At 44.4% G+C, this 16,710-nt stretch carries 16 protein-coding genes and 1 pseudogene; 10 read left to right on the forward strand and 7 right to left on the reverse strand.

The genetic code is table 11. The annotated features are described in order from the left end of the window. Positions 1-125: 125 nt before the first annotated feature. A complete protein-coding gene (gene sanA / locus PXH59_RS08495) occupies positions 126-854 on the forward strand; it encodes an outer membrane permeability protein SanA (RefSeq protein WP_285811283.1) in 729 nt (242 codons plus the stop codon). 70 nt (positions 855-924) lie between these two features. Here sanA and yeiB read toward each other — a convergent pair whose 3' ends face one another. The 3 genes from yeiB to PXH59_RS08510 all read right to left on the reverse strand — a co-directional run bounded on the left by yeiB (position 925) and on the right by PXH59_RS08510 (position 4,225). Then, positions 925-2,058 carry a DUF418 domain-containing protein YeiB gene (gene yeiB / locus PXH59_RS08500; RefSeq protein WP_285811284.1) on the reverse strand — a complete coding sequence of 378 codons (1,134 nt, stop codon included), beginning with the start codon at positions 2,056-2,058 and terminating at the stop codon, positions 925-927. A 39-nt stretch (positions 2,059-2,097) separates the two neighbouring features. Next, the gene (gene folE / locus PXH59_RS08505) at positions 2,098-2,766 is read right to left on the reverse strand and encodes a GTP cyclohydrolase I FolE (RefSeq protein ID WP_047766941.1); all 669 of its coding nucleotides are present in this window, start codon (positions 2,764-2,766) and stop codon (positions 2,098-2,100) included. A 274-nt stretch (positions 2,767-3,040) separates the two neighbouring features. Then, positions 3,041-4,225: a YbfB/YjiJ family MFS transporter gene (locus tag PXH59_RS08510; RefSeq protein WP_285811287.1), complete on the reverse strand. Its 1,185-nt coding sequence runs from the start codon at positions 4,223-4,225 to the stop codon at positions 3,041-3,043. A 205-nt stretch (positions 4,226-4,430) separates the two neighbouring features. Here PXH59_RS08510 and moeA point away from each other — a divergent pair, with 205 nt between their 5' ends. Beyond that, positions 4,431-5,687, forward strand: a complete 1,257-nt coding sequence (moeA, locus tag PXH59_RS08515; RefSeq protein WP_285811296.1) for a molybdopterin molybdotransferase MoeA — start codon at positions 4,431-4,433, stop codon at positions 5,685-5,687. 47 nt (positions 5,688-5,734) lie between these two features. After that, positions 5,735-6,490, forward strand: a complete 756-nt coding sequence (gene moeB, locus PXH59_RS08520) for a molybdopterin-synthase adenylyltransferase MoeB (RefSeq protein WP_285811299.1) — start codon at positions 5,735-5,737, stop codon at positions 6,488-6,490. An 80-nt stretch (positions 6,491-6,570) separates the two neighbouring features. Here moeB and PXH59_RS08525 read toward each other — a convergent pair whose 3' ends face one another. Continuing rightward, positions 6,571-8,166 (reverse strand): ABC-F family ATPase, encoded by a 1,596-nt coding sequence (locus PXH59_RS08525; protein WP_285811300.1) that lies wholly within the window; start codon positions 8,164-8,166, stop codon positions 6,571-6,573. Between the two features lie 264 nt (positions 8,167-8,430). Between PXH59_RS08525 and PXH59_RS08530 the strand changes: the two genes are divergently transcribed. Continuing rightward, entirely contained in the window at positions 8,431-8,586 is a 156-nt protein-coding gene (locus PXH59_RS08530) for a hypothetical protein (RefSeq protein WP_235428274.1), read from the forward strand. A gap of 176 nt (positions 8,587-8,762) precedes the next feature. Here the strand turns inward: PXH59_RS08530 and PXH59_RS08535 are convergent, their stop codons facing one another. Beyond that, positions 8,763-9,197 (reverse strand): GNAT family N-acetyltransferase, encoded by a 435-nt coding sequence (locus tag PXH59_RS08535; RefSeq protein WP_285811303.1) that lies wholly within the window; start codon positions 9,195-9,197, stop codon positions 8,763-8,765. 90 nt (positions 9,198-9,287) lie between these two features. Here PXH59_RS08535 and rhtA point away from each other — a divergent pair, with 90 nt between their 5' ends. The 4 genes from rhtA to PXH59_RS08555 all read left to right on the forward strand — a co-directional run bounded on the left by rhtA (position 9,288) and on the right by PXH59_RS08555 (position 12,726). Further along, on the forward strand, positions 9,288-10,178 hold the full coding sequence (rhtA, locus tag PXH59_RS08540) for a threonine/homoserine exporter RhtA (protein WP_285811304.1): 891 nt from the start codon (positions 9,288-9,290) through the stop codon (positions 10,176-10,178). 207 nt (positions 10,179-10,385) lie between these two features. Then, entirely contained in the window at positions 10,386-10,892 is a 507-nt protein-coding gene (gene dps, locus PXH59_RS08545) for a DNA starvation/stationary phase protection protein Dps (RefSeq protein ID WP_285811306.1), read from the forward strand. A 113-nt stretch (positions 10,893-11,005) separates the two neighbouring features. After that, entirely contained in the window at positions 11,006-12,328 is a 1,323-nt protein-coding gene (locus PXH59_RS08550) for an IS4 family transposase (RefSeq protein WP_285810434.1), read from the forward strand. A 173-nt stretch (positions 12,329-12,501) separates the two neighbouring features. Next, complete coding sequence (locus PXH59_RS08555) at positions 12,502-12,726, forward strand: alkylphosphonate utilization protein (protein ID WP_047766925.1); 225 nt, start codon at positions 12,502-12,504, stop codon at positions 12,724-12,726. A gap of 360 nt (positions 12,727-13,086) precedes the next feature. Here PXH59_RS08555 and dinG read toward each other — a convergent pair whose 3' ends face one another. Continuing rightward, a complete protein-coding gene (dinG, locus tag PXH59_RS08560) occupies positions 13,087-15,198 on the reverse strand; it encodes an ATP-dependent DNA helicase DinG (RefSeq protein ID WP_285811308.1) in 2,112 nt (703 codons plus the stop codon). 273 nt (positions 15,199-15,471) lie between these two features. On the opposite strand from dinG, the gene PXH59_RS08565 reads away from it, so the two are divergent. Together PXH59_RS08565 and sseA are read left to right on the forward strand one after the other, a co-directional pair. Continuing rightward, the gene (locus PXH59_RS08565) at positions 15,472-15,627 is read left to right on the forward strand and encodes a hypothetical protein (RefSeq protein WP_167400583.1); all 156 of its coding nucleotides are present in this window, start codon (positions 15,472-15,474) and stop codon (positions 15,625-15,627) included. 39 nt (positions 15,628-15,666) lie between these two features. Then, the gene (gene sseA / locus PXH59_RS08570; RefSeq protein WP_285811311.1) at positions 15,667-16,512 is read left to right on the forward strand and encodes a 3-mercaptopyruvate sulfurtransferase; all 846 of its coding nucleotides are present in this window, start codon (positions 15,667-15,669) and stop codon (positions 16,510-16,512) included. A 101-nt stretch (positions 16,513-16,613) separates the two neighbouring features. Here sseA and PXH59_RS08575 read toward each other — a convergent pair. Then, positions 16,614-16,688: pseudogene (locus PXH59_RS08575) on the reverse strand (GlsB/YeaQ/YmgE family stress response membrane protein); the annotation flags it as partial. Positions 16,689-16,710 lie beyond the last annotated feature (22 nt).

A 16,710-nucleotide genomic window follows, 5' to 3' on the forward strand; every position in this document is an offset into this window, starting at 1 on the left:
GGCTTTATATTTTTTTAATTGAATCAATTTAGTGCCGATATGCCCCCCAAAACTTGCTTCGATATTTCAAGTCAAGTAGCCTTTACGGCATTGGCTCATCAGCACATATAAGGCAAACAAAAATCATGTGGAAGCGCTTGATTACGGGTTTCATTTTTATCATTGCGGTTCTTATACTGGCAGCCATTATGCTTGACCGTTGGGTTAGCTGGAAAACCGCTCCTTACATTTTTGATGATGTCAGGCAACTGCCTGAGCGAGAAGTCGGTATGGTACTCGGCACATCCAAATATTATAAAACCGGTACATATAACCAATATTATCTCTATCGGATCCAGGGCGCGGTTAACGCTTACAACAGCGGTAAAGTCAAATACCTGCTATTGAGCGGAGATAACGCCCAGCATAGTTATAATGAGCCAATTACCATGCGAAAGGATTTGATCAAGGCAGGAATTCCGGCCAGTAATATTGTGATGGATTTTGCCGGTTTCAGAACATTGGACTCAGTTGTCAGAACCCGTAAGGTCTTTGATACCAACGATTTTACTATCATCACTCAGCGCTTCCACTGCGAACGGGCCTTGTTTATCGCTATGCATTTTGGTATAGAAGCACAATGTTATGTGGTTCCCTCTCCCAAGAATATGATGACGATCCGTCTCAGGGAAGTATTGGCTCGTCTCGGTGCCTTGACTGATCTCTATATTTTAAAACGTGAACCGCGCTTTTTAGGCCCATTAATGCCTATCCCTGCGCCACATACCGTACCAACAGGAATTCAAGGTTACCCTGCGGTATCGCCAGCGGAGTTACAGGAATTAGAAAGAAAGCCACAAAGGAAATCAGAATAGATAAAAGTGGCAGTTTACCGACAAACTTATATCCCCGCCCGCATTGGGCGAGGGTTTACGGCGGATTTCTCTAAACCTTACCTGCCAATTTTGCTGTTAAGCTGCGCCAGAGCTTTTCCATCGGTCCCTGAGAATAACGTTTCAGCCACCAGCAAGCAAACCCAATATTCAATACCCAGATAAAGGGAATAAATGCCATTAACTCCAAACGGCTAAACTGCCCAAATAACTCAAAGCGATAAAAAAGTGTGGTGCAAATCAGTGTTTGCAACACGTAACTGCTCAGTGCCATTTTTCCGACCTGCCGGAGCCAAAACGTGATTTTCCAACGCGAAATGGCAGGCCAGAATCCATAAATTAATGCGATATAAGCCAACGCCAGCAACGGTGTTGCCAGTTCAGTAATGGTGTAACGGACAGTCCAGGATGCAAAATAACTGTAGGGATATAAGTATTGTATCGACAAAGCAATACCCTGAATTGCCATACCAGCCGGGATCAGGCATAGCGCCAAACGGCGGTAATGCTTATGGCTAAACTCCCCTTTCAACCAACCATTACGCAGTAACATCGCGCCACAAAGCATGACTCCGATTAATTGCCAGCCATATTGCACAATCACCACTATCATCGCCCCGCTTATCTGACGAATACGGTACTCTATGGCCAATAATCCACCATACATTTTCCAGTAGCTTTCATAAGAAATATCTTCCTGTGTAGGCTGCCAGAATGCATTATTTTCCCCTAAGGGAAACAGCCCCAGAAGGTAAAACATCATTACGCCGAATAAATAGAATGTCGCCGCTGTACCAAACAACTTTTGGCGGGTATTGATAAAACGCCATGCCAATAAGCCAACAACGCCATATAGCAACAAAATGTCACCATCCCATAGCAAAACTCCATGCAACAAACCAATAACAGCCAAAACCAGTAATCTGGAAATATTCCAGTCTCGTCCCCGCTGCCGAAGCAATTCGAGTGATGCTCCGAACAACAGCGTCAAGATGAACAGGAATTTTCCCTGAGTAAAGGTACTCAAGACAGACCATGTCATCACATCAGAGAACGAGACTGAATCTTTATAAAACAAATTCATGGACGCGGCATATGGCAAAGCAAAACTGGAAATGTTCAGCAACAATATTCCCAAAATGGCAACACCACGCACACTATCAAGTACTTCAATTCTCTGACACATTACCCCATTACAACTCTGTTTCATGATAATAGAAATTCATCATGATAAATGCAGATGACGCACGGCACGCAGGAATTCCTGCCGTGTATTCTGGCTGGTTTTAAATAACCCTCCCAGAGAAGTCGTCGTCGTCGTACTGGTCGCATCACGAATGCCGCGCGCTTTCACGCAATAATGAACAGCATCAATGGAAACAGCGACGTTATTTGTGCCAAGCAGAGTTTGTAATGCAATCAGGATCTGCTGTGTTAAGCGTTCCTGCACTTGTGGGCGCTGCGCAAAAAACTGGACAATGCGGTTAATCTTCGACAAACCAATGACCTTATCCTTAGGAATATAAGCAACCGTGGCTTTGCCATCAATAGTGACAAAATGGTGTTCACAAGTGCTGGTCATCGTAATATCACGCACTGTCACCATTTCATCCACTTTCATTTTATTTTCTATCAACGTAATTTTCGGGAAATTGTTATAGTCCAACCCTGAGAATATCTCATCCACATACATTTTGGCGATACGACCGGGCGTATCTGCCAGACTGTCATCACTCAAATCGAGATTTAACAGCTTCATAATTTCTGTCATGTGTGCCTTAATGCGTACCTTACGCACCTCTGGCTCCAAAGTTTGTTCACGCAATGGGGTTTCAAGACCACGCTCAGCCAGTGCCGAATGCACCAGTGCAGCTTCTGTACTTAAGGATGACATCAGTTTCTCCAGGGTAAATATTTTCGTTACTTGACGGGAAATCAGGGCGCTTATTTTACGCAGATATCAGCGAATGTAATACCACACAATATCGACTTTATTTATCTTGTTCTACGCATATACCAATCCAACTTCAAGATGCGTGTTATATTTCCCCGTGCAGCGGGGAGATATAAGGCTCTGCGCCGTCTTGCGGATTGCAACTTGAAGTTTATCGAGTATATATCGTATACGCGAGCGCATAACTATACCCGTACATCATCAATGCACCAAATCAGGATGGTTCACGATAGGTATTGGTGCGATAAAATACCAGTAAACCGGCAATGAGCAACCCAATAAATGCGATATACAAAGCAGGTTCTAATTTGCCTGTCAGCCATGTCGAAGTCGCGGATAACATTGGCCCTACCAATTGCCCCAGCGCATAGCCCGTGGTCAGCAATCCCGCCATATAACGGGCATGATTGGGCGCCAATTCACGGCCATACTGTAAAGCAAGCTGTACCACACACATAAATCCACCGCCTATCAGCAATGCCCCAATCATCAAACCACCAATGCCCGGTAATATTTCCACAATCAGGATGCCGAGTGCCTGGAGCCATAACGTAACCGCCAGACGGATTCGGGATGTTGATACATTACGCAACAAAATTCCCAGCATGATGCCAACGACCGACGCACCGCCAAATATTGGCCAGACAAATTGGGCAAACAAGCTATCAGGAAAACGCGCTGCCGCCATTTGGGAAAGAAACGTCGCAGGCAAAATATAGCCGAATCCAGCCAGGCTATAACACCACACCAATCGCTTGATTTCCGGTGTCAGGCTCAGTGTTTCGCCCGCCGTCTGTGGACGGTGCAATTCACCGCTGCGGGGCAGATAGCGACTGATGTAAACACTGAATAACAGCGCCAAAATACCATATAACATCCACGCACTGGCTGCGCTCATCTGCCAGGATTGGATGCCAATTGCCAGCATACCACTAATAAAAATCCCCACGCCTGTCCCTGAGAAAACGGCTGCACTCAACCCCGGACGACTCAATTTTGCCAATTCATCATTCGCCCATGCAGCTACCAATACCAACGTCCAACCACTGGCCCAACCTATAAAAAAGCGGGCAATACTATGCAATATCGGTCCATCCAACAAGGCAGAAAGCAGGGTGATAATGACGGCTCCCCACAAACCGCTCCACAAACGGTATTCCACAAAACGTTGCGCCCGCATGGCATCATAAGAACCCGCCAGATAGCCGAGGTAATTGAATGCGGCGACTATCCCCGCACTCGTTAATGTGAGTTGTGATTCAGCAATCATCAATGGCACTTGTGGGGTAAAAGTGAAGCGTCCTATTCCCATTGCAACAACCAAAGCGAGAAAACCGCTTAATGCAATCTGAACAGCTTGATAATTACGATGAAGAGATGTAACCGTTTGATTTTTCATAGTGATTAAAGAGTAATGAAATTAATTGTTTGGGGGCATTATTTAGTTATAACAAACCATAAATATAATATACATCTTTTCTTAACAACCCTCTCTGTGGCAGTCACCACTGCCTGTCATTCCCCATCAATGCAATCTTTGCCATAATGCATCCAATACAAGAATAAACACTTGTCCGCAATTTGCGGCATATAGGGAGTTTCTTATGGATCACTGTCATACCTCAGACTTAATCTCTCTTGAGCAAGCACTGGAAACATTACTGACACACACCGTTCCCCTCACTGCAACTCCTCTGATCACGACAGAAACTATTAACCTGACCGAATCTATGGGCAGAATTACCGCCACTGATATCGTTTCCCCGATCAACGTCCCCTCGTTTGATAACTCAGCAATGGATGGTTATGCGATTCGCCTGGCAGATCTTAACGAAAACCATATCTTACCCGTGGCAGGCAAAGCGCTGGCAGGTATGCCGTTTCAGCAGGAATGGCCGAACGGCAGTTGTATCCGCATTATGACCGGTGCTCTCATTCCTGCTGGTGCTGATGCCGTTGTGATGCAAGAACAAACGGAGGCTACCGAAATGGGAATTCGCTTCACCCATCCGGTAAAACCGGGGCAGAACATTCGCACCATTGGGGAAGATATCAGCCAAAATGCGGTGGTATTACCAAAAGGGATCAAGCTCTCCACAGCACAATTAGCGCTGATTGCTTCACTAGGCATTGCAACGGTTGATGTTGTCCGCAAGCTGAAAGTTGCCATTTTTTCTACCGGTGACGAGTTACAAGCCATCGGTGAACCCTTACAGGCAGGCCAAATTTACGATACCAACCGATTTGCTATTCGCCTGATGCTGGAAAAACTGGATTGTGAAATCATCGATCTTGGCGTAATCCGCGATGATCCTGAAGCCTTGCGCCGGGCCTTTATTGAAGCAGATAAACAAACTGATTTAGTGATCAGTAGCGGTGGCGTTTCTGTTGGTGAAGCGGATTACACCAAACAGATTTTAGACGAAACAGGAAAAATCAGTTTTTGGAAACTCGCCATCAAACCGGGTAAACCTTTCGCCTTCGGTAAATTGGAAAATGCCTGGTTCTGCGGCTTGCCTGGCAACCCGGTATCAGCCGTGCTCACGTTCTACCAATTGGTACAACCGTTGATTGCCCACCTATCGGGTTTTACTGCATGGCAATCACCTATGCGTCTCACGGCCAGGACGACGACACCTTTGAAAAAATCCCCCGGCAGGCTGGATTTCCAACGTGGTATTGCTTCACTTAATGAACAGGGTGAATTAGAAGTGCAAACTACGGGGCATCAAGGCTCCCATATATTTAGTTCATATAACTTCGGCAACTGTTTTATTGTGTTGGAACGGGAACGTGGGCATGTTGCTGCTGGTGAAACCGTGCAAATCGAGTTTTTTAACTATTTATTAAAAAATAAATAGTTAAAAAACCAATAACCGAAAAACCAATCATAAGAAGATAGTGAAAAATGGCGGTCGAACTTACTGATGAAGAAACCTTGCGTTATAACAGACAAATTGTCTTACGTGGTTTCGATTTCGACGGACAGGAAACATTAAAATCAGCCAACGTGTTGATAGTGGGTGCTGGCGGGCTGGGTTGCGCCGCTTCCCAGTATCTTGCGGCGGCGGGTATTGGGACAATGACCCTGCTGGATTTTGACACGGTTTCCCTTTCCAATCTGCAACGGCAGATCCTCCACCGCGATGAGCGCATTGGTATGGCAAAAGTGCATTCCGCCGCACAAACCCTGCGGGAGATCAATCCACACATCACTATCAATCCCATTGAAGGGCTGTTGGATGATCCGGCGTTAGATGAATTAATCAGCCAACATGAAATGGTGCTCGACTGTACAGATAATGTTGCCATTCGTGAACAACTCAATCGCCTCTGTTATGGGCGTAAGATAACATTGGTTTCGGGTGCTGCGATCCGCATGGAAGGCCAGCTTGCTGTCTTTACTTACCAACCGAAAACGCCCTGTTACCGTTGCCTGAGCCGCTTGTTTGGTGAAAACAGCCTGACTTGTGTTGAAGCAGGTGTCATGGCGCCATTGGTAGGAACTATCGGTTCATTGCAGGCAATGGAAACCATTAAGCTATTGACTCAATACGGGCAAACCTGTCACGGCAAAGTATTACTTTTTGATGCAATGACAATGCAATTTCGCCAAATAACATTGCTGCAAGATCCCTTATGTGAAGTTTGCCAGTCACAATGAATATGTCGTTGGAAACTTACTTCTGATAAAGAAACATCCAGCCCAATTAAGCCGGATGTTTCTCTTCCAATACAAAAAGCTTACCCGACAATCCCCTGACTTCTCAGATACTCATCATAAGTACCTTTAAAATCAATCACCTTGTCGGATTTAATTTCTAAAATACGGCTAGCCAATGAACTCACAAAAGCACGGTCATGGGAGACGAAAATCAGCGTTCCCTGGTAAAGTTCCAGCGCCAGGTTCAAAGATTCGATAGATTCCATATCCAGGTGGTTAGTTGGTTCATCCATCACCAGAATATTAGGCTTGTGCATCATCAGTTTGCCAAACAGCATCCGGCCTTGTTCACCACCGGAAAGCACACCCACTTTCTTCTTGATATCATCCTGCCCAAACAACAAGCGACCAAGAATACTGCGTACTGCCTGCTCATCATCGCCTTCGCGCTTCCATTGGCTCATCCACTCAAACACCGTCATATCACAGTTAAAATCACTGGCATGATCCTGTGCATAATAGCCAATCGTGCTATTTTCAGACCATTTAATGGTGCCGCTATTTGGCGTTTCCTCACTAATCAGTGTCTTCAGGAGGGTCGTTTTACCGATACCGTTTTCACCAATTACCGCCATCTTTTCGCCGACTTCTATCAGCATATTTAGATTTTTAAACAGTGGGTTGTTATCGTATCCCTTGGTCAATGCCTCCAACTCCAGCGCATTGCGGAACAGTTTTTTCTCTTGTTCAAAGCGGATATAAGGATTCTGACGGCTGGAAGCCTTCACCTCTTCCAACTGGATCTTATCAATCTGACGGGCACGGGAAGTCGCCTGTTTAGACTTGGAAGCATTAGCACTGAAACGGCTAACGAATGCCTGCAAGTCAGCAATTTGCGCCTTTTTCTTGGCATTATCGGCCAGCAGACGTTCACGCGCTTGCGTTGCAGCAATCATATACTCATCATAGTTGCCAGGGAACAAGCGCAGCTCGCCATAGTCCAGATCGGCCATATGTGTGCATACCGTATTCAGGAAATGACGGTCATGGGAAATGATGATCATCGTGCTGTTACGTTCGTTGAGCACTTGCTCCAACCAGCGGATAGTGTCGATATCCAGGTTGTTAGTTGGCTCATCGAGCAGCAAGACATCAGGATTGGAAAACAGGGCTTGTGCCAGCAATACGCGCAATTTCCAGCCCGGAGCCACTGCACTCATCAAGCCATAATGCTGTTCAACGGGAATGCCGACCCCCAACAACAATTCGCCGGCACGCGCTTCTGCACTGTAACCCTCCATCTCACCATAAGCGACTTCCAGATCTGCGACGCGATAGCCATCTTCTTCGCTCATTTCTGCCATCGCATAAATACGGTCACGCTCCTGTTTGACCTCCCACAGCTCCTTATGCCCCATGATGACGGTATCCAGCACGGTATATTCTTCGAAAGCAAACTGATCCTGACGCAACTTACCCAAACGCTCATTAGGATCAAGGCTGACATTACCGGAAGTTGGGGTTAAATCCCGGCCCAAGATTTTCATGAAAGTAGATTTGCCTGCCCCATTCGCCCCAATCAAACCATAGCGGTTACCGTTGCCGAATTTGACAGAAATATTTTCAAACAGTGGCTTACTGCCAAACTGCATAGTGATGTTGTTTGTACTTAACACAACTGTTGCTCTTAAAGTGGATAAAAAGGGAAATGTAAAATCGATAGCCGCGCATTATGCCACAACAGAAGAAAAGTATCGCCAGAATGCGTTACCCACGTTTAAAATCAGGCCATCACCTCATATAACACACTGAATATTAATCATTTTTTCATAAAATAAACTAATCTATTGGACAGAGAAATATAGAATAGCAACCGGTACTGTTATAAACTTTCCGATATTATTTTACAAATCAACAAATTGATATATCGGAAAAATACAATGCAAAAAGTAAGATGGGGTATTATAGGTTGTGGTGATGTAACAGAAGTAAAAAGTGGGCCTGCTTTTTATAAATTGGAGAATTCAGAATTAGTCGCCGTCATGCGGCGCAATGCAGATTTAGCAAGGCAATGGCAATTGTCCCTCCACGGGTGAATCTGCCGCCCGCACCAGTTGGGTTATGGATGAAGTATTAAAAGAATATCGGGCTACTGCAAATAATATTTCCTAAATAGCTTGGTGTTACTGTTTAAAAACATGAAGAGTAAACTAACTAATAAAATAACCATCAAAGTATAACTTTTGATGGTTTTAATATATATTCTTTTTATTCACAAGGTAATTACCATCGTTCTGCTGGCTTCTTGATATCCTTCCCTGATATAAAAACGTATCGCATCAACATTGTGGGATAATACACTCAGTTCAAGGTGTGAATAATGGTTTTCTTGCGCCCACTTTTTCATACCAGCCAGTAACTTCTGACCAACTCCAAGGTTTCTGGCATCCTGACTTACCATCAAGTCAAAAACATAACCATAAGTTCTCGGCACCAGGCAATTAAAAGGAGGGGTCTTTTGCTCCTGGGCAATAGCAAAACCTTTAATATTGCCATTCCCATCTTCCGCAACCAGTAAATGAAACTTATCGTTATTGATATTGGAAACAATAAAATCTCTGTCTTGTTCAGCCGCCTGCATTCTATCCGGCTGTAACGCCGCCATTTTATTCAACATGGCAATCAGGGGAGCATGGCCTGCTAACAAGCATACAACTGATAATACTGTTGAGTTATATCTGTTTCACTGCGAAGATGGCGACCTTAAATAACATGTTGTAACTGAGGTTTCTTTAAAATGTCTCTTTCCAAGCATCGGGCAGCTTCTTTTTCACTGCTTCCTGTGATTTTATTGTTACTGTCAATGACATCAATTCAAGCCGGAGCTTCACTGGCTAAAACAATATTTCCTGTCATTGGTGCACCCGGTGTCACAGCCCTGAGACTTGCATTAGGCACGATTATCCTATTTCTGATTTTTAAACCGTGGCGGTTAACGTTTCAGCGTTCTTCATTGCTCCCGCTTTTTGCCTACGGCATTTCTTTGGGGGCAATGAACTACCTGTTCTATATGTCCTTATCCCGAATTCCGCTCGGCATTGCCGTTGCACTTGAGTTTACCGGACCTTTAGCAGTAGCCATGTTTTCTTCCCGCCGTCCTCTGGATTTTCTCTGGATTGCCCTGGTTATTGCCGGGTTAAGCGTCCTGCTGCCAATCGGAAATAGTGTCAATACACTCGATCCTATCGGTATTTTGTACGCATTGGGAGCCGGTGTTTTTTGGGCGCTTTATATTATCTTTGGGCAACGTGCTGGAGCAGGCTATGGAGCCGCAACAGTTTCTATCGGTTCACTCATTGCTGCCTTTATCTTCTTCCCAATCGGGTTAATACAGACTGGCCCTGAACTCCTGTTCGATGCTTCTTTACTACCGATTGCCCTGGGGATCGCCATTTTATCCACCGCCTTTCCTTACACTCTGGAGATGATTGCCCTTACTCGTTTACCAGCCAAAACATTCGGGACATTAATGAGCCTTGAACCTGTATTGGGAGCATTATCAGGCATCATTTTTCTTAATGAACATTTGGCAATGAGTCAGTGGGTTGCCCTTTTCTGTATTATTTGTGCGTCCATAGGCTCCACTTCAACCATTAAGCGAAAAACTAAAATAGAAAAAGTAGAATAACGACTTTAAAAATACGGGGATGATTTATTGAAACCGGAGAAATATTTTTCTCCGGTTTTTTATTTTCATAAATTATCAAAATGTTACCGACCAACACAATAACTATCAATTCAATAGAGGTAATCAATATGACTTCCGACAGATGATCAACTAAATTTATTCTATCTAATGAGATAACTCATTACTCAGAATTAAGGAGATATTATTATGAATACCGCGAAATTACTCAAAACCCAACCTTCTGGCCTGATTTATACCCGAAACAATCTTGATGAAGGTATTAAACAGAGAACGATTACTACCTTAAATCATATGGTGAGCCAATTTATCGACCTATCCATGCTGACTAAACAGGCTCACTGGAATATGCGTGGCCGCAATTTCATTGCCATTCATGAAATGTTGGATAATTTTCGTAATGCCGTCACAGAACACCTTGATATATTTGCAGAACGAGCTGTTCAATTAGGAGGAACCGCGCTGGGCACGGTTCAGGAAGTGTATAAACGTACCACCCTGAAAAGCTACCCAACAGATATTCACGATGTACAGGATCATCTAAAGGTGCTGGCCGATCGCTATGCGATGGTTGCTAATGATATCCGTCAGGCGATCATTGATGCGGAAGATGAAGACACTGCGGATATGTTTACCGCGGCATCCCGTGATCTCGACAAATTTTTATGGTTTATCGAAGCAAATATTGAGCAATAAAATAAAAATATTATTCTTCATTAAGTTAAGGCCACATCCGTAATACCGCTCGCTTAAGAAAACTAAGATAAGTCATAATTGGTCTTAGACAAGCATCTGAGGCCAATTTTTTTATGTCTGAATTTTCTCGTGAACTCCAAGCCACTGCGGCCTTAAATTACCCGGGATCCATGGATGCCTTTAGTCAACACATTCCGATGGCATGGGTGACTGAAGCGGTTAAAGAAACGGGGCGAGCCACTGTGCGAAAACGTCGATTTCCCGCCGAACAAGCCGTCTGGTTAGTGCTGGGTATTGGGCTCATGAGAAATCGTTCGATCAATGATGTTTGTGACAAATTAGATCTGGCGTTTCCTGACGCGAAAGGGAAACTGCCGCCATTAGCGTCAAGCAGTCTTTCAAAAGCCAGACATCGTCTTGGTATTGAACCCTTGCGACACCTTTTTCATACCACGGCCACCGAATGGGAAAAAGAAGATACGGCTTATTCTGCCTGTGGACTGAAAATCTTCTGCGTGGATGGCACCCAGTTTAAGGTGCCCGAAACGGCTGATAATCAACAGCTGGGTTATGCCTCAGGCAAAGCCCCCTTTCCCTCTGTGCTGGCGGTGACCCTGATGTCCGCCCGGACACATCTTATCTCCGATGTGGCGTTTGGCCCCATCACCCAAAGTGAGATTAGCTACGCTCAGCGACTGGTGGGCTCTGCCCCCGAAAATACCCTGACGTTGTTTGATCGGGGCTTTCTCTCTGCGGAGTTATTTCAGGCCTGGCAAGGCACCGGCAAAAATACCCATTGGCTCACTCCGATAAAAAGCAAAATGCGTTATGACGTCATTCAGGAATACAGTCCTTATGACAAACTTATCGATATGCCGGTTTCTCCCCAAGCCCGGCAACTGCATCCTCACCTTGAAAAAACCTGGCGGGCGCGCCTCGTTCTGATCCCGGAACCGAAGGGAGAAATTAAAGGGTTTATTACCTCTATGGAATGTCCCGTGACGTATCCCCTCAAAGAGATCCTCACTGTGTACTGGGAACGATGGGAAACCGAAGAAGGCTATGGTGAGCTGAAACAAAGACAGCTCAATAATACCGCCCTCCTGAGAAGCCAGACACGGGCAGGTATCTATCAGGAGTTATGGGGCATCCTGATCGCCTACAATCTGGTTCGGCTGGAGATGAGCCGGATGGCAAAGGACTATCGTGTTGAACCGCTTCGGATCAGCTTTATCAATGCGTTACGACTGATACAGGATGAATTTTTATGGTGTTCAGGACGCAGCCCCGGCACGATCCCGCAAAAATTAAAAGCCCTCAGAGAAAGTGGCAAACGGCTTATTTTACCTCAAAAGCGAAAACGCCCATCGGTTCCAAGGCAAGTGCTCTGCAAAGCACCCTGTTACCCTTATAAAAAAAGAACCGCTCGTGCTTAAGCGAGCGGTATTAGGCCACATCCGTGGCCTTTTTAGCATCAATGTCCATTGTTGATGGAAAAAACATTAAAAAAAGCAGTTATACCCTTAAAAATCCCACAAACCTTTAAAAAAATTATTTTTCTCTCTATAATCCCTGTTTGATTCAAAAATAAACATGAGGATTCTATTAGATGGATAACGAAGTCAAAGATTCTAACGGCGCATTACTGGATGACGGCGACTCAGTGCAGGTTATCAAGGACTTGAAAGTTAAAGGCACCTCCAAGACACTGAAACGCGGCACACTGATCAAAAACATTCGCCTGACCCACCGTGAAGACGAGATTGAATGCAATGCCGATAAAATTAAGGGATTAGTCTTGAAAACCTGCTTCCTGAAAAAAGTAGATAAATAACGATTACAAATCCATTTTTGCTTAAAGGATAAATAATATTAACTATTATATTATTTATCCTTTTTATACCAATCCAACTTCAGTTTTGTTGAACAGTAATTTCAAGAGGTTGTAAGTTCAAGCCCAGGTTTTTAGTTTTGGACATATCCCGTCATTATTAAGGCACTGGTGTCTTCAATAGTGACGGGCATTAAGAGCAATATAGAATCTGGTTTTAGGATAAAAAATGAATTTACTTATTGAAGATGTATTGGAACATAAAGGCAAGATAAAACAATTTGCCTCAGGTAATAAAAATAAAATCATCAAATTGGAATATTGATACAGCGCAATTGAATAAATAACTCATCCTTGAGTTATTTATTTCTTTTCTGCTGGCACCTTTGGCCGTTCGATGGGAAATACCGGCAACGCATTCAATAAACGTGAACCATAACGTTTGGTGAATAACCGATTGTCATAAATCACTACATCACCATAACACTCATGGCTGCGAATTAGCCTCCCCACTTGTTGGATCAAGTTAAAAGAGGCACTCGGCAAACTCTGAACTTCAAATGGATAACGTTTTAAAGATTTCAACCATGCGCTTTCAGTAATAATCACCGGATTAGTTACGGGAGGGAATGCAATTTTATGGATATGGACTTGTGAAAGATAATCACCTTTTAGATCCAATCCTTCTGCAAATGACTGCAATCCAACCAAAACGCTGGTTTGCCCCTCATCAATTCGCTTGCAATGTGTTTCTACCAATCGATAACGAGGCTGATCACCTTGTACCAATAACACCAACCGCAAGTCTGTAACGAAAGTCAGGAACCCTTCCATTGCTCGTTGGCTGCTAAAAAGTACCAACATTCCCCGGTGTTTCCCTGCCATCACCTGAGAGCGAAAATAGCGCGACATTTCCTCGAGATGCTGCATTTCATTTTGAATGGTCGGTTCCTGTGTCATTTGAGGAATAACCAAACGCCCTTGTCGTACATGTTCAAAAGGCGATGACAGGCTGATAAAACGATCACCCTCATTTTCGTGTAATCCGGTAAGTTCCTGAATGCGGGAAAAGCTATTCAGTGAACACAACGTGGCCGATGTCACTATAATATGGGGGATAGTACGCCATAGTATCTGAGTTAATTGTTCGCTGACCCTAATGCCTGCACAATGAAGATAGAGATGTGATTGATTTTTCTCATAGCGTCGCGTTAACCATTTGGATATCGGCGCATGGGAAGATTCTTCTTGTGAAGCCAAACGCCACAGTTTTGTCATATTCTCAAAATAGCCTAATGTTCGGCTGGCTTGCAAAATAGCACGATGCAAACGGACAATATCTTGTCTGGCAGTCTGATCACCCAAATCATTCAAAATCGCTTCAGCCAAACCACGTAATCCATCAGTGAGTTTAAATAATTGCTGGCAACATAGCAGTAAACTCTCCGGTAACTTTCCCAGTTCGAACAGGTACTCTTCCGCTTCACCACGCTCAGGCAATAGCGCCTGTGTTATCTCCGCCAATTCCTTAAAGCATTCACGGATTGTTGCACAATGGGTCTGTAATCGGGGGATATTTGCCAAAGCAGGAGGTTTTGTCGGCCGACATTGAACCAGGTATTGTTCTACATGACGGACAAATGTATCTAACTGCCCATTAAACTGGAATAAGGTTATTTCCCCTTCAACTTCCAGTGCATCCCTTGCCACTTCGGGAATATGGTGCCCTTCATCCAGAACCAACAGCATATTTTTTGCCTCCGGTAAAACCGATCCACTTTCCAGCGCAGCCATAACCAAAGAGTGATTGGCAACGATGACATCTGCATCTTCAATTTCCCTGCGGGCAAGGAAAAATGGGCAACGATGGTAAAACTGGCAATTGCGGGCCAGGCAGTTCACTTTATCCGTACTGATTTTTGCCCATAGTGGGTCCGCCAGTGCCAGTTTATGGTGATCTCGTAAGCCATCCCAGGCAAACGTCGTATAATCACTGCGCAATCGGCGACATAATTCCCGCTCTTCACTGTTCGCAATTTCAGTCTGATCTTCGACCAGAAACATCAAATCAATCTGCTCGCCTTCCGCAGCACAAATGGCCTCCAAATTACGTGGACAGACATAACGCGCACGGCCAAAAGCGCCCGTAAATTTCAGGTCAGGAATAATCTTACGCAGCAGCGGCAAATCCTTGCTGTAAATTTGATCTTGTAAGGCAACATTGGCTGTACTGACTACCAATGGTTTCTGTTCTGCCCGACTGATGGCAATCCCGGGGAGCAGATATGACAACGTTTTCCCTACTCCCGTTGGCGCTTCAATCACCAAATGCCGCCCCTCTTCATCCGCCAATGTCTTTGCAACCTCGGCAATCATTTGGCGTTGCGGAGCGCGTGGAATGAAACCATCAATATGGGTAGATAATGATTTATACCACTGACTAATCTGACTTTTTACTGAACTAGAAAGTGCCATGAGTTTTACTGCTTAAAAATTGGAGAGCTATTTTTTTCATCATACTTCTGTCTTTACTATTTAAACGCATAAGCGCAATTTGGTAAGGAATAATTTTCCCATAGAACTGATCTCAAATCAGCTTTATATGATCATTCCTGCGAAGCGGTTTCCAGTCTTTTTACTCTCAATGCAAGAAAATCGGTTATCGCTTGTCTGGAATGCAGAAGCCGATATACTTTTGACTTTTTATAACCGTTATAACTCGTTATTAAAACCTTATTGGAGACAGAGATGAAAAAAATCCTGCTCATTATCATCATATTATTTTCCATCGGCTCAATTGGCGGGATCTTTCTGGCAGGGATGAATATATATACCCGCTCAACCACACCAGCCGAAGCACCACAACAGGCTCAGCAGGAAAATGCGCCAACAGGGCAGCAATAAATACATTGGCTTGTATCGTAACACCCGATGAGGAAGCTCATGAAAAATGAATATTTTGTCAGTTCACAATGGTTAAACGAACATCGCCATGATGAGAATATCGTTGTCGTTGATGCCAGTGCCCCAATGCCTACCCAATCCATCAATTATCACCAGCTTTGGTTAGAGAAACACATTCCGGGCGCACAATTTTTTGATCTGGATGAGGTCGCTAATCTACAAATCAACCTGCCTCACATGTTGCCGGAGCCGGAAACCTTTCGTCAGGCTGTTAGCAAAATGGGCATCAGTGAAAATCATCTGGTGATAATTTACGATCAAGGCAATATGTTTTCCGCCCCACGGGCATGGTGGACATTTAAAATTTTTGGGGCTCATCATATCCGTATTCTTGAAGGGGGCTTACAAGGCTGGCAGCAAGCCGGTTATCCAACCGAATCAGGTAAAGTTATTCGCTCTCCCGAAGTTTTCAATGTTCAGTTTGCCCCTGAAAAAGTCTGTTCTCAGGCACAGATCCTTGATGCTATCCGTAACAGTAACAATGTCGCGGTACAATTTGTCGATGCCAGGGCAGAAGACCGTTTTCAGGCAAAAGTGCCGGAACCCCGTCCAGGTCTGAGAATGGGGCACCTGCCCGGCGCTAAAAATGTTCCGTGGACAGCCCTGATTGATAATGGATGCTATAAGCCAGAAGAAGAAATTGCAGCAATATTCCGCAAACAGGGCATTGATTTAAGCCAACCCATAATTACCAGTTGTGGTTCTGGTATGACAGCCGCAATTTTAGTCCTGGGGCTTGATATGATTGGTCATAAAGAAGCGGGATTATACGATGGCTCCTGGGCTGAATGGGGCGCTGATGCTTCACTTCCATTAGAAAAATAGGTTATTGACAATAATAAAGAGCAAGAAAGAGCATCAAAATAATATGCCCTTTCTTGTACTCTTGGTTAGAAATTTTAGGGTATACAAACAGAACAATTGCTGTTATTTCCCGGCAGAATCCATTTAGCGAGGATTCCGGCGATCAGACCAAAGATAATCCATGACAGGATACCCATATACCAATCCAGGCTTACTTTT

The sequence above is a fragment of the Xenorhabdus bakwenae genome, assembly GCF_030272115.1.
Lineage (GTDB): Bacteria > Pseudomonadota > Gammaproteobacteria > Enterobacterales > Enterobacteriaceae > Xenorhabdus > Xenorhabdus bakwenae.

What these genes read in the sequence shown, in the direction of transcription:
- moeB (WP_285811299.1), top strand. Translation starts at nt 5,735, where the DNA reads ATGGCGGTCGAACTTACTGATGAAGAAACCTTGCGTTATAACAGACAA.
- dinG (WP_285811308.1), bottom strand. Translation starts at nt 15,198, where the DNA reads ATGGCACTTTCTAGTTCAGTAAAAAGTCAGATTAGTCAGTGGTATAAA.
- rhtA (WP_285811304.1), top strand. Translation starts at nt 9,288, where the DNA reads ATGTCTCTTTCCAAGCATCGGGCAGCTTCTTTTTCACTGCTTCCTGTG.
- PXH59_RS08530 (WP_235428274.1), top strand. Translation starts at nt 8,431, where the DNA reads ATGCAAAAAGTAAGATGGGGTATTATAGGTTGTGGTGATGTAACAGAA.
- sseA (WP_285811311.1), top strand. Translation starts at nt 15,667, where the DNA reads ATGAAAAATGAATATTTTGTCAGTTCACAATGGTTAAACGAACATCGC.
- PXH59_RS08555 (WP_047766925.1), top strand. Translation starts at nt 12,502, where the DNA reads ATGGATAACGAAGTCAAAGATTCTAACGGCGCATTACTGGATGACGGC.
- yeiB (WP_285811284.1), bottom strand. Translation starts at nt 2,058, where the DNA reads ATGTGTCAGAGAATTGAAGTACTTGATAGTGTGCGTGGTGTTGCCATT.
- folE (WP_047766941.1), bottom strand. Translation starts at nt 2,766, where the DNA reads ATGTCATCCTTAAGTACAGAAGCTGCACTGGTGCATTCGGCACTGGCT.
- PXH59_RS08510 (WP_285811287.1), bottom strand. Translation starts at nt 4,225, where the DNA reads ATGAAAAATCAAACGGTTACATCTCTTCATCGTAATTATCAAGCTGTT.
- PXH59_RS08565 (WP_167400583.1), top strand. Translation starts at nt 15,472, where the DNA reads ATGAAAAAAATCCTGCTCATTATCATCATATTATTTTCCATCGGCTCA.
- sanA (WP_285811283.1), top strand. Translation starts at nt 126, where the DNA reads ATGTGGAAGCGCTTGATTACGGGTTTCATTTTTATCATTGCGGTTCTT.
- moeA (WP_285811296.1), top strand. Translation starts at nt 4,431, where the DNA reads ATGGATCACTGTCATACCTCAGACTTAATCTCTCTTGAGCAAGCACTG.
- PXH59_RS08550 (WP_285810434.1), top strand. Translation starts at nt 11,006, where the DNA reads ATGTCTGAATTTTCTCGTGAACTCCAAGCCACTGCGGCCTTAAATTAC.
- dps (WP_285811306.1), top strand. Translation starts at nt 10,386, where the DNA reads ATGAATACCGCGAAATTACTCAAAACCCAACCTTCTGGCCTGATTTAT.